Source organism: Vibrio sp. B1ASS3, from assembly GCF_905175355.1.
In the GTDB taxonomy this organism is placed as follows: Bacteria; Pseudomonadota; Gammaproteobacteria; order Enterobacterales; family Vibrionaceae; genus Vibrio; species Vibrio owensii.
Window position 1 is genome coordinate 52,984 of record NZ_HG992742.1, and the last position, 12,297, is coordinate 65,280.

The 12,297-nt window shown below is 46.1% G+C and carries 10 protein-coding genes, 1 tRNA gene, 1 rRNA gene and 1 riboswitch; of the genes, 10 read left to right on the forward strand and 2 right to left on the reverse strand.

The features are described from left to right. Positions 1 to 44 precede the first annotated feature (44 nt). The 10 genes from rrf to thiH all read left to right on the forward strand — a co-directional run bounded on the left by rrf (position 45) and on the right by thiH (position 9,112). Positions 45 to 161: ribosomal RNA gene (rrf, locus tag KJB05_RS00265) — 5S ribosomal RNA — on the forward strand. 32 nt (positions 162 to 193) lie between these two features. After that, positions 194 to 270 (forward strand) — tRNA-Asp (locus tag KJB05_RS00270). 298 nt (positions 271 to 568) lie between these two features. Further along, a complete protein-coding gene (locus tag KJB05_RS00275; RefSeq protein ID WP_208445836.1) occupies positions 569 to 1,951 on the forward strand; it encodes a multicopper oxidase family protein in 1,383 nt (460 codons plus the stop codon). Between the two features lie 123 nt (positions 1,952 to 2,074). Then, positions 2,075 to 2,458 carry a fluoride efflux transporter CrcB gene (crcB, locus tag KJB05_RS00280; protein WP_005430379.1) on the forward strand — a complete coding sequence of 128 codons (384 nt, stop codon included), beginning with the start codon at positions 2,075 to 2,077 and terminating at the stop codon, positions 2,456 to 2,458. 61 nt (positions 2,459 to 2,519) lie between these two features. Further along, positions 2,520 to 2,618, forward strand: a riboswitch (TPP riboswitch). A gap of 165 nt (positions 2,619 to 2,783) precedes the next feature. Next, positions 2,784 to 4,724 carry a phosphomethylpyrimidine synthase ThiC gene (gene thiC, locus KJB05_RS00285; RefSeq protein ID WP_050921515.1) on the forward strand — a complete coding sequence of 647 codons (1,941 nt, stop codon included), beginning with the start codon at positions 2,784 to 2,786 and terminating at the stop codon, positions 4,722 to 4,724. Continuing rightward, positions 4,724 to 6,139 (forward strand): thiamine phosphate synthase, encoded by a 1,416-nt coding sequence (locus KJB05_RS00290; protein WP_208445835.1) that lies wholly within the window; start codon positions 4,724 to 4,726, stop codon positions 6,137 to 6,139. The genes thiC and KJB05_RS00290 overlap by 1 nt, the downstream gene beginning before the upstream one ends. After that, positions 6,126 to 6,899: a HesA/MoeB/ThiF family protein gene (locus tag KJB05_RS00295; protein WP_208445834.1), complete on the forward strand. Its 774-nt coding sequence runs from the start codon at positions 6,126 to 6,128 to the stop codon at positions 6,897 to 6,899. The genes KJB05_RS00290 and KJB05_RS00295 overlap by 14 nt, the downstream gene beginning before the upstream one ends. Positions 6,900 to 6,937: 38 nt before the next feature. Further along, positions 6,938 to 7,192, forward strand: a complete 255-nt coding sequence (gene thiS / locus KJB05_RS00300; protein ID WP_005378804.1) for a sulfur carrier protein ThiS — start codon at positions 6,938 to 6,940, stop codon at positions 7,190 to 7,192. 5 nt (positions 7,193 to 7,197) lie between these two features. Next, positions 7,198 to 7,965, forward strand: coding sequence for a thiazole synthase (locus KJB05_RS00305; protein WP_005397059.1), 768 nt, complete (start codon positions 7,198 to 7,200; stop codon positions 7,963 to 7,965). Between the two features lie 34 nt (positions 7,966 to 7,999). Beyond that, positions 8,000 to 9,112, forward strand: coding sequence for a 2-iminoacetate synthase ThiH (thiH, locus tag KJB05_RS00310; protein WP_208445833.1), 1,113 nt, complete (start codon positions 8,000 to 8,002; stop codon positions 9,110 to 9,112). Positions 9,113 to 9,261: 149 nt separating this feature from the next. Here thiH and KJB05_RS00315 read toward each other — a convergent pair whose 3' ends face one another. Both KJB05_RS00315 and KJB05_RS00320 read right to left on the reverse strand, forming a co-directional pair. After that, entirely contained in the window at positions 9,262 to 11,052 is a 1,791-nt protein-coding gene (locus KJB05_RS00315) for an aminopeptidase P family protein (RefSeq protein ID WP_208445832.1), read from the reverse strand. Positions 11,053 to 11,255: 203 nt separating this feature from the next. Next, positions 11,256 to 12,197, reverse strand: a complete 942-nt coding sequence (locus tag KJB05_RS00320) for a LysR substrate-binding domain-containing protein (protein WP_005447244.1) — start codon at positions 12,195 to 12,197, stop codon at positions 11,256 to 11,258. Positions 12,198 to 12,297: the final 100 nt, after the last annotated feature.

The following is a 12,297-nucleotide window of genomic DNA, read 5'->3' on the forward strand; positions in this document are numbered from 1 at the left end:
TGTGTAAATAGAACTTAAAACAGCTTTCCGAATTAAAGAATTTGCTTGGCGACCATAGCGATTTGGACCCACCTGACTTCCATTCCGAACTCAGAAGTGAAACGAATTAGCGTCGATGGTAGTGTGGGGCTTCCCCATGTGAGAGTAGGACATCGCCAGGCTTTAAATTTAGACTTAAATGTCTAACCAGTGCGGAGCGGTAGTTCAGTTGGTTAGAATACCGGCCTGTCACGCCGGGGGTCGCGGGTTCGAGTCCCGTCCGCTCCGCCACTTATTTAGAAAGCCTTGCTAGAAATAGCAAGGCTTTCGTCGTTTCTAGAGCCTTGCTATTTCTACTTGCTCTAGCCTTATTTACCATTAAGCTCCCTCCTTCTTAAACCGATCTCTTTTACTTGCTTGCTATATGTGTGTAGGTGCTTACTATCTTGTTAGTGACCATTAAATATAGGTCTTCATTTATAACCTCTGAATCTAAGCATTATGACTGCACATCTTTAAAAGATAACTGAGAATCATTATTAGTATTTAGTTACACTCACATCAATTGGAATAATGAGTGACTAAATACATGGATATATCTCGTCGACGCTTTCTTCAATCTTCCTTAGCGATCTCTACGCTTACCGTTCTGCCTGCATGTTCTCTATCTAAGAGCACTAACAAACAAGGTCAGCATATATATGATATCACTGCAGAGCCTTCTACTGCTGAATTGGTACCAGGGTTTACCACGGATGTACTTGCGTTTAATGGCTCGATTCCAGCGCCTACGATTCGTTGTCGCCAAGGCGAGAAAGTTATTATTCGGTTTACTAACAAGCTTTCAGAGCCGACTACAATCCACTGGCATGGCTTGCGAATCCCTATTGAAATGGATGGTGTCCCTTTCTTGAGCCAGTCTCCTATCATGCCAGGTGAAACATTCGTTTATGAATTTACACCGCCAGATGCGGGCACATTTTGGTATCACCCACACATGAATAGTGTTAAGCAACTTGGTATGGGCTTAGTCGGGCTAATCATCGTTGAAGAAGCTGAGCCTGTTCAGTTTGATGAAGAGCATGAAGTCGTCCTCAAGCATTGGCATTTAGATAAGCAAGGTCAGTGGAAGAACCTTATGGTGCCGCGCTTGAGTGCACGTATGGGAACGCCAGGAGAGTGGAGTAGCGTCAATGGTGTTCATGAACCTGTTTATGCGTTGAAGCAGAATGCAACAACGCGACTAAGAATTGCTAATGTCGATAACACTATTACTTACCCGATCGCTATAGAAGGTGCAGAGGCTTGGGTTATTGCTATAGATGGTAATCCTGTTAAAACGCCTTATAAGCTCACTCAGCACAAAATTGGTCCGGGAATGAGGTTAGATGTCGGATTGATTGCTCCGAAGGCTGGAGAACGTGTTTATGTGCGTCAAATGAAAGGACGTTTCCCATTTCCTTTGTGTGAGTTTGATATTGTTGAGTCTGACCTGCCGAGTAATCAGAAACTGCCTTTATTGCCTCTCAACCCTGTGCCAGATCTTGATTTGGAAAATGCGGAACAAATTGATTATGTGTTTGAATGGGAGGGGGCGGTCACTCCTGCCGATAAATCGGGCAAAGCGATACCTAAGTTTTGGCTGATGAACAAACGAGCTTGGGAGGGAATGAGTAAAGATAATATTCCAGCGCCGCTTTCAACGCTGGAGCTCGGAAAAACCTATATCTTCAACCTTAAGAACGTCACCCAATATCACCATCCTATTCACCTTCATGGGCACACGTTTACTGTTCTTGAGTTAGATGGCAAAAAACTCGATGAACCGTTTCATACCGATACGGTCTTGCTTGGAAAAAACGGCAGTGCGAAAGCGGCATTTGTTGCAGATAACCTAGGACGTTGGATGTACCATTGTCATGTGATCGAACACATGAAGACGGGGTTGATGGGTTATATTGAAGTAAAGTGACTCCTGTAACTTTTTAAATCTTGATAAGTTTTAAGCGCTATACTTTGCTGAATTCTAAGATTGTATAATCACTATTACCGTAAATTTGATTACAATGTCGCCATTAACTTTTCTGGGGGAATTATGGGACAACTATCCGTTTTGGGTTTTATTGCATTGGGTGGTGCATTTGGTGCATGTTCTCGTTACTTAATTTCTGAACTTTGTGTGATGCTACTCGGACGTGGCTTTCCGTACGGTACCTTGACCGTGAACGTGGTTGGCTCATTTATTATGGGTCTACTGATTGCTGCGTTTGAAACTGAGTTGATGGTCACTGACCCATGGCGTCAAATCATCGGTCTTGGCTTTTTGGGCGCATTAACCACATTCTCTACTTTCTCGATGGATAACGTGTTGCTTATGCAGCAGGGCGCTTTCTTTAAGATGGGATTGAACGTACTACTGAATGTCGTGTTAAGCATTTCAGCTGCGTGGATTGGTTTCCAATTATTGATGCGTAGCTAGCAAAAATACTCAAATCTTAATCAGGTCGGCTTGGTTTAACCAAGCCGTTTTTATATACTGATTTTACTTGTCGGAGTGCCATAAGGCTGAGACCGTTAATTCGGGATCCGTTGAACCTGATCAGATTAGAATCTGCGAAGGGAACAAGAGAAGATATCTACACCAGAGCTCTATCTGGTCGACCTATCAAATAGTCGAATGTTGCTATAGACGAAGAGCACTCGCTCAACTTGTCTTTAATTCGATTCCTCTTGTCGCATCTATCCGCCAAGCATTTTTATCCCATTACTTTTTATCTAAGTATAACAAAGCAAGGAAAAATGCTATGTCGAGTCGCAAGCAAGCGAGACTGGAAGCAAAACAGTTCATTGATACACTCTCGGTACAACCGTACCCAAATTCAAGCAAAGTCTACGTAGAGGGTTCACGCCCTGATATTCGTGTGCCAATGCGTGAAATATCACTCGCTGATAGCCTTATTGGAGGTACAAAAGAAGCGCCTATTTTCGAGCCTAATGAGCCAGTACGCGTTTACGATACTTCGGGTGTATACACAGACCCAGAACACACCATAGACCTCTACAACGGCTTACCTAAGCTGAGAGAAGGGTGGATTGAAGAGCGTGCCGATACTGAACTACTTGATGAAGTAAGCTCGGTATACACCAAAGAGCGCTTAGAAGACGAAACGCTAGACGATCTTCGTTACGGTAATCTACCACGTATTCGACGTGCTAAAGGTGGGCAGTGTGTGACTCAGTTACACTATGCTCGCAAAGGCATTATTACCCCAGAAATGGAGTACATCGCCCTGCGTGAAAATATGGGGCGTGCTCAATACCGTGATGAAGTGCTGAATCAACAACATCCGGGTCAAAGCTTCGGAGCGAATCTTCCAAAAGACATTACCGCTGAGTTTGTGCGTAAAGAAGTCGCCGAAGGTCGCGCTATTATCCCCTCTAATATCAACCACCCAGAATCCGAACCAATGATCATTGGGCGTAACTTTTTGGTCAAAGTGAACGCCAACATCGGTAACTCATCGGTCACTTCTTCGATTGAGGAAGAAGTAGAAAAGTTAGTATGGGCAACGCGCTGGGGTGGCGATACCGTTATGGATCTCTCTACTGGACGCAATATTCACGAAACTCGTGAGTGGATTCTACGTAACAGTCCGGTTCCGATCGGTACCGTACCTATGTATCAAGCGCTTGAGAAAGTGAATGGTGTTGCGGAAAACCTTAACTGGGAAGTGATGCGCGATACTCTGATCGAGCAAGCAGAGCAGGGTGTTGACTACTTCACTATCCATGCCGGTTTACTACTTCGTTATGTGCCAATGACTGCAAAACGCGTTACTGGCATCGTCTCTCGTGGTGGTTCTATCATCGCGAAATGGTGTTTAGCGCATCACCAAGAAAGCTTCTTATACACCCATTTCCGAGAGATCTGTGAAATCTGTGCTAAGTACGATGTCGCACTATCTCTTGGTGATGGTCTGCGTCCTGGCTCGGTTGCTGATGCTAACGATGAAGCGCAATTTGCAGAGCTTCGTACTCTTGGCGAATTGACCAAGGTTGCGTGGGAATACGACGTACAGGTGATTATTGAAGGCCCTGGTCATGTTCCAATGCATATGATCAAAGAGAACATGGAAGAGCAGTTAGAGCACTGTCATGAGGCTCCTTTCTATACCCTTGGTCCGCTGACGACAGACGTTGCTCCTGGTTACGACCATATTACTTCAGGCATCGGCGCTGCCATGATTGGTTGGTATGGCTGTGCAATGCTTTGCTACGTAACTCCTAAAGAGCATCTTGGCTTACCAAACAAAGAAGACGTGAAAGTAGGCATGATCACTTACAAGCTTGCTGCGCACGCCGCTGATTTAGCGAAAGGGCACCCTGGCGCTCAAGTTCGTGATAATGCGCTTTCTAAAGCTCGCTTCGAGTTCCGTTGGGAAGATCAATTTAACTTGTCGCTCGACCCAGATACTGCTCGTGCTTTCCATGATGAAACCTTGCCTCAAGAGTCCGGCAAAGTTGCTCACTTCTGTTCCATGTGTGGACCAAAGTTCTGCTCGATGAAGATCTCGCAAGAGGTACGAGAGTATGCGAAAGACACTGAGCAAGTTGCTGCGGACCAAGCTATCTCGATCAAAATGCTGGATGATCCTCTTGAGGGGATGCGTCAGAAATCGCAAGAATTTAGAGATACAGGTTCTGAACTATACCACCCAGCAGCACATGCCGAGGTAAGTGACTAATGAGCAAAATCCTTATTCCGTCATCATTGATTGAACTGACTGGTTTAGTTCAGCAATGTTTGTTGTTGGCGAAAGAACAGGGTTTTAGTATCGAAGACATTGAGTTGGGTGTAAGCCCAACTCAATCTATTCAGCTTGTTCGCGACCAACAGACCACGCGCATAACGACAGATCTTATTGATGGTTATGACTCTGAGAATGAGAGTTCATTTGTGCTCTATTACCGCTCTGCTTTATCGGTAGAAGCGTGTGCTAAGCAACCGTCGAAAGCGATTTATATTGGCATTTCTGATACGCAAGTATCCGATGAAAAGGAGAAAGTGCTTCAGCTTGATATCTGGCGTCACCCAATTAACAACGAAGTGAGAGCGCTTTCCGTTAAGTCCAAATTCAACGCAATGTTCGCTCCCAAACATCACCTTGCTTGGATAGTAACGCTGACAGTACTCGATTTTCCTATCGAAGATGCGTTAACACTTGCTCGAGGAATGTTAACTCAACAAGCGAATGTTTCACGTGAAACACTGTTGAATGACAATCTTGACGAGGGAAGATCTACTCAGTGGGCTGACCAATTTGATGATTTCCCCACACCTGTACTGGAAGATAACCGACTAGGTATTCAAGTTGGTTGGTCTGCACAAGGCGATAGCGTTAGCTTTCCAACTCTGACTAAGCAAAGTTTAGGGCTCTATCCAGTCGTTGATGATGTTGCTTGGATTGAACGTCTATTGCCACTAGGCATCAACACTATTCAACTGCGAATCAAGAACCCACAACAAGCCGATTTAGAACGACAGATCATTCGAGCAATTGAGCTAGGTCGTCAGTATCAAGCACAAGTGTTCATCAATGACTATTGGCAGTTGGCAATCAAGCATGGCGCTTATGGCGTTCACCTAGGACAAGAAGACATAGAAGAATCGAATTTGGCTCAGCTAACTAAAGCCGGTATTCGTCTTGGTCTTTCTACTCATGGTTATTATGAACTACTGCGCATCGTACAAATTCATCCTAGCTACATCGCGCTAGGGCATATTTTCCCAACCACCACAAAACAGATGCCATCGAAACCACAAGGTTTGGTGCGCTTGGAACTGTATCAAAAGCTTATTGATAGCATTCCTTATACAAATACAGAGGCTGCTTTCCGTCCTTCAAAAGACAAAGCAGTTAGTGGCAACGTGCTTGGCTTTCCGACGGTTGCGATTGGTGGTATTGACCAATCTAATGCAGCCCAAGTTTGGCAAACAGGTGTTTCTAGTTTAGCAGTTGTGCGTGCTATTACGTTGGCAGAATCACCTCAGTCCGTCATCGAGTTCTTCGCACAACTGATGAAGGAAAGACAGCTAACGTTTACTGATCAGAATAGTGAATTGGCGCATAACAAGAGAGGCGAGCATGCTCACGGATAAGCAGTTTCTTCGCTATCAGCGCCAAGTCGCTCTGCCTGAAATTGCCGAAATTGGGCAAGAGCGTTTGAGCAAATCGCATGTGCTGATCATAGGTTGTGGTGGGTTAGGGAGCGCAGCGAGTTTGTACTTGGCATCAGCGGGTGTTGGTAAATTGGTTGTGGTCGATGACGATGAAGTTGATAGCAGTAACCTGCAACGCCAGATCATTTATCGTGAACAAGACCTCCAAGTTGCGAAAACAAAAGCGACTGTAAAGCAACTCACTGAACTTAATTCTATGGTCCAAGTTCGTGCTCTCAATAAGCGATTAGACAAAGCACAGCTGCAGCTTGAGGTGATGCTAGCGGATGTGGTGCTCGACTGCACCGATAACATGCCAACGCGCCAGCTCATTAACCAAGTTTGTTTCGAGCAAAACACGCCGCTCATCTCGGCGGCGGCAATTGGTTGGCAAGGGCAATTCGCTGTCTTTGATTATCAAACGCAGATTGAACAAGAAGCAGAGAGTACAGCCTGTTACCGCTGTTTGTATCCGTTCGACGAATTACCGCAAACGCAAAAGTGTAGTGAGAGCGGTGTCGTCGGTCCGGTGGTGGGGACACTTGGTAACTACCAAGCGATAGCGGCAATTCAAAAACTGGCGACGGGAAAGTTTCATATCGAGACTGCCAAGTTACACCTGTTTGATGGGTTGAAACTGCAATGGCAAACCATGGCGATAAGTAAAGACAAACAGTGCCAAGTATGTGCTCAGATTTAGCTTAAGAGCAACGGGCAGAATTAAGAGAGTTGGAAGCAATGACGTTATCAGAACAACAAACAACACAAATGACCGCTGCTGATTTAGATGTGATCACTATTGTCATCAATGACCAGTCACATCAAGTTGCCAGTGAGTCGAATCTACAGCAAATCATTAGTCAATTTGCGCTGCCTGAAATGGGCTGTGTTTTTGCAATTAATAACAATGTTGTGCCGCGCAGTGAGTGGGCTAGCACAGTTCTTTCACAGGGAGATAGCATCTCTTTGTTTCAAGCGATCGCAGGGGGTTAAAGTCAATGCTTAAAATTGGTGATAAACAATTCGAATCAAGACTGTTCACGGGAACAGGGAAGTTTGCCAACAGCCGATTAATGGCAGAAGCGATTCAAGTATCGGGTTCTCAACTTGCGACCATGGCGTTGAAGCGTGTCGATGTGAACGACCAACAAGACGATATTTTGCTGCCGCTAGTACAAGCGGGCGTGAACTTATTGCCGAATACCTCAGGTGCAAAGAATGCTAAAGATGCTGTGTTTGCAGCACAATTGGCGAGAGAAGCGTTAGGTACAAACTGGCTAAAATTGGAGATTCACCCAGACCCGAAGTACTTGATGCCCGATCCAATCGAGACACTTGCGGCCGCTGAACAACTGGTTCGTGAAGGCTTCATTGTGCTTCCTTATTGTCATGCTGACCCAGTTCTGTGTAAACGATTGGAAGAAGTAGGCTGTGCTGCGGTCATGCCATTAGGTGCTCCGATCGGTTCTAACAAAGGGATAGTTTCCCACGATTTCCTAGAGATCATTATCGACCAAGCTAATGTTCCTGTGGTTGTTGATGCAGGTATTGGTGCTCCTTCACATGCCGCGCGTGCGATGGAAATGGGCGCGGATGCCGTGCTCGTCAATACCGCGATTGCAGCTTCGAGCGATCCCGTTGCGATGGCGAAGGCATTTAAGTTGGCGGTAGAGTCCGGGCGTATGGCTTATGAAGCCGGACTTGCTGGTAAGGTTTCTCATGCGGTTGCGTCGAGTCCACTGACGTCATTCCTAGATGAGCTTTAGTCCTAGATTGGTTTAGCTATTAAGCGAGGAAAACATGAGCTTCGTTGAACAATTTAAGCAGCTTAATTGGGATGACATTTCGATGTCGATCTACGCGAAAACGGCACAAGATGTCGAGCGGGCATTGAATAAACCCAAACGTGATTTGGAAGACTTTAAAGCGCTAATTTCACCAGCGGCTGAAGCGTATTTAGAGCAAATGGCGCAGCTGTCATACTCGGCAACTCGCAAGCGTTTTGGTAATACCATGTCGCTTTATATTCCATTGTACCTTTCTAACTTGTGCGCCAATGCTTGTACTTATTGTGGCTTCTCAATGGAGAATAGAATCAAGCGTCGTACCTTGAATCGGGACGAAGTGGCAGCAGAAGTTGAAGCCATCAAGCGCATGAAGTTTGATAGCGTATTGCTGGTGACTGGTGAACACGAAACCAAAGTGGGCATGAAATACTTTCGCGAAATGGTGCCTATGATTAAGAAGCGCTTTAACTATTTGGCGATGGAAGTGCAGCCACTTGATCAAGACGAATACGTTGAGCTCAAGACATTGGGTTTGGATGCGGTGATGGTCTATCAAGAAACGTATCAACCTTCGACCTACGCTGAGCACCATCTGCGTGGTAATAAGATGGATTTTGAATACCGATTGGATACACCCGATCGTCTTGCAAAGGCGGGCATTGATAAGATCGGTATTGGTGCTTTAATAGGGTTGGAAGAGTGGCGAACAGATTGTTTTTATGTGGCAGCGCACTTGGACTATCTTGAGCGCACGTATTGGCAAACTCGTTACTCAATTTCCTTCCCACGTTTACGTCCTTGTGAAGGGGCGCTCCAACCCAAATCAGTCATGACGGATAAGCAACTTGTTCAGCTGATTTGCGCTTATCGTTTGTTGAATCCAGAAGTGGAGTTGTCATTATCGACTCGTGAGTCACCGAAGTTTAGAGATAACGCATTGCCTTTAGGCATTACCAGTATGTCTGCAGCATCGAAAACTCAGCCGGGTGGTTATGCGATGGATGATGTTGAACTCGAGCAGTTTGAGATCAGTGATGAGCGAAGCGCAGGTTCTGTGGAAGATATGATTCGAGCCAAAGGGTTTGACCCAGTATGGCGAGATTGGCACTCGGCGTATTCTGGTTAAGTAGCAAAGAAAGGCACTGGTCATCGTTATGTTTCACGTGAAACATAAGTAAAGAAAAGAGGGTTGATGTTTTACATCAACCCTCTACTTTTTCTAGCTTCTAGCTTCTAGCTTCTAGCTTCTAGCTTCTAGCTTCTAGCTTCTAGCTTCTAGCTGTGTGCTACTGGTAGCGTTGCTTGACGAAGCCACTCTTTCACATCACCTTCAACAAGTGGGCTGATCTCATCCCATACCTTCTGATGGTAATCATTCAGCCAAGCAAGTTCTGGACGAGTTAGCATATCAACGTTGATGTTGCGCTTGTCGATTGGGCAGCGTGTTAGTGACTCAAATGATAGAACAGGGAAGTCACCGTTAGTCGGTGTTTCAACAACAAGCTCTAGGTTTTCAATACGGATACCAAACGCATCCGCACGGTAGTAGCCCGGCTCGTTGGATAGCACCATACCTTCTGTTAGAGGCACGTCGATTTGCTTCTTCGAAATGCTCGCTGGACCTTCATGAACACTTAGGAAGTGACCAACACCGTGACCAGTACCGTGGTCGTAATCGTAGCCTTCCGCCCATAGGTGCTGACGAGCTAGCGTATCGATTTGGTAACCACGTGTGCCTTTCGGGAAACGTGCACGAGCAACACCGATGTGACCTTTTAGTGCGAGAGTGAATTGTTTAATCATCTCTTGTGAAGGCTGACCGATCGCAATTGTACGCGTGATGTCTGTCGTACCATCTAGGTACTGACCGCCTGAATCCACTAGGTAAAGCGTGTTCAGTTCTAGCTTGCCAGGTTCAGGTTGGTTTTCGTGGTTGTAGTGACACATTGCTGCGTTTCCGCCCGCAGCTGAAATAGTATCGAAGCTAAGATCCATAAGTGTCGGGTCTTCGCTACGGAACGCTTCCAGTTTGTCTGCCAGCGTCGCTTCATCATGCAGGTTACCCGCAACGACTTCAGCATCTAACCAAGATAGAAACTTGCTCATCGCCACGCCATCGCGGATATGACATGCTTTCATACCTGCGATTTCAACTGCGTTCTTCGCCGCTTTTGGCATTAGGCATGGATCAGCTTTACTCACCACAGATGCGCCAGCATTTTGTAGAACCAACTTAAACCACGCGTTACTTGTCGCAGGGTCAACCAGTACATTCTTGCCAGTTAGGGTTTCTAGTCGTACTTGTAATGCTTCAGGGTGATGAACTGTTACGCCAGAACCAACATGAGCGTCAAACTCAGCAGGTAGGCGAGCAGGATCTAGGAAGTATTCCACGCTTGAATCTGAGTGCAGAATCGCGTGAGAAAGCAGAACTGGTAGACGTGATACATCTAGACCACGAACGTTGAGCAACCAACAGATAGAATCAAGTGCTGTGATCACTGCGCTGTCTGCGCCGGCTTTTTTCACGAGATCTGCGATTTCTTGGCGTTTGCTTTCACTTGATTGACCAACTGCTTCTGTTGCCATTAGACGAACATCAGAAACCACAGGAGCAGGGCGGTCGTGCCACAGTTCATCAATTGGGTTGCCGTCGAGGATCTTAAGTTCAAGTGCACCTGCAAGTTTTGCTTGTGCCATGTCTAACCAAGCAGAGTTGTGCATGCGAGGGTCGATTGCCACAGATGCGCCATTTGCAAGATGGTCTTTAATCCAATCTAGTGCAGGCTCTTCAATCAGGTGACGGTATTCGAATAGATCAGCAGGAACCTGCTTAGTGACTTGTACCGTGTAGCGACCATCAACAAAGATAGCGGCTTTGTCTTTGGTGATTACCGCAGCACCAGCAGAACCGGTAAAACCAGTTAGCCAATGTAAACGCTCGTTGTGCGCTGGTACGTATTCGCCCAAATACTCGTCTTCATGTGGGACAAGTAGGGCATCAATATTATGTTGTGCTAGCCATTCGCGAATTGCATTCACGCGGCTTTGGGTATCGTTGTGCATCTGTGTTATTCCTTCAAATTACCGCTCCTTCATGCTCAGGTGTGGGAGCTGTTTCCATCTGCTTCATGCAGTTTACGATTCCATTGAGGTTCGCAATCACTTCAATAGAGTCGGAGTACAACAGACCATAGATGAGCCAAAAAGGACTATCGACTGTTAAGCTACTCATTTTACCGTAAGAGCGCAAATCGCGTCCGGGATTTTTATCTAAGATGATCGGTTTTTTGCGTGATCATGGTACGTAGCCAAGTTAAAGCTGGGTCATTTTCTCTGTCTCGGTGCCAGAACAAAGTGTAAGCCATTGGCGGGAATTCGAGTGGCAGTGGCAGCAATGCCATGTCATGTTGTTTGGCTGCCAGCTTCACAAAGTGGCTTGGCGCGGTAAACACAAAATCAGTGTAAGAACACAAACTGGCGGCACTGTTAAAGTCTGGTACGGTGACTGCGATGTCACGCTCACGACCAATGTCGGCTAAACGATAATCGAGCAACCAACGGTCGTTGCCATCACAACGCACCTGTACATGACGCAGGGCTAGGTAAGCTTCTAAGTTCCAGTTACCACGCAAAGCCGGGTGGTCTTTACGCACGATACACATTTGGTGGTCGCGATAGATTTCTTGTTCACAAATATCATCGGGCGGTAGCATAGTCAGCTTGGCATCGTTGATGTCGATATCTCGACCTGTCATGCCTAAATCGATTTCACCGCGTTGAATCATCTTGAACGTTTGTTCCGACCAAGAGTGGGTGCTGATGGTCACGCCTGGTGCTTGTTGGAATATTGCTGGCAAGAAGTGGGGCAGAATGAGCGGGTAGACACTCTCTACCGCTGCGATTTGAAAACGGTACTCACTGCTCTGTGGCGAGAACTCTTCGGGTTGAGTCAGTACCTCAAGTTGGTTTATCAACAGATCCAGTTTCGGTTTAAGGAACAATGCGCGCGGTGTTGGCGTCAATCCGTGTGAGTTTCGAGTGAATAGGGGATCATCAAATTGGGTACGTAATTTCGCTAAGGATTTGCTCACGGCAGACTGACTCAAGCACAATCTGTGGGCGGCTCGGGTAACATTCAACTCTTCAATCAGCACTTTAAAACAGACCAGCAAATTGAGGTCGATGCGTGCCAGTTTCTCTACGTTCACAGTGATTTTCCCCATTGGAATAATGGTCATGAGTATACATCATTTCCATTCATATCATCAGATGATTAAGCTTTGCTCAAAAGTTCTTGTTCAATTTGGA

What these genes read in the sequence shown, in the direction of transcription:
- crcB (WP_005430379.1), top strand. Translation starts at nt 2,075, where the DNA reads ATGGGACAACTATCCGTTTTGGGTTTTATTGCATTGGGTGGTGCATTT.
- KJB05_RS00305 (WP_005397059.1), top strand. Translation starts at nt 7,198, where the DNA reads ATGCTTAAAATTGGTGATAAACAATTCGAATCAAGACTGTTCACGGGA.
- KJB05_RS00315 (WP_208445832.1), bottom strand. Translation starts at nt 11,052, where the DNA reads ATGCACAACGATACCCAAAGCCGCGTGAATGCAATTCGCGAATGGCTA.
- KJB05_RS00275 (WP_208445836.1), top strand. Translation starts at nt 569, where the DNA reads ATGGATATATCTCGTCGACGCTTTCTTCAATCTTCCTTAGCGATCTCT.
- thiC (WP_050921515.1), top strand. Translation starts at nt 2,784, where the DNA reads ATGTCGAGTCGCAAGCAAGCGAGACTGGAAGCAAAACAGTTCATTGAT.
- thiH (WP_208445833.1), top strand. Translation starts at nt 8,000, where the DNA reads ATGAGCTTCGTTGAACAATTTAAGCAGCTTAATTGGGATGACATTTCG.
- thiS (WP_005378804.1), top strand. Translation starts at nt 6,938, where the DNA reads ATGACGTTATCAGAACAACAAACAACACAAATGACCGCTGCTGATTTA.
- KJB05_RS00295 (WP_208445834.1), top strand. Translation starts at nt 6,126, where the DNA reads ATGCTCACGGATAAGCAGTTTCTTCGCTATCAGCGCCAAGTCGCTCTG.
- KJB05_RS00290 (WP_208445835.1), top strand. Translation starts at nt 4,724, where the DNA reads ATGAGCAAAATCCTTATTCCGTCATCATTGATTGAACTGACTGGTTTA.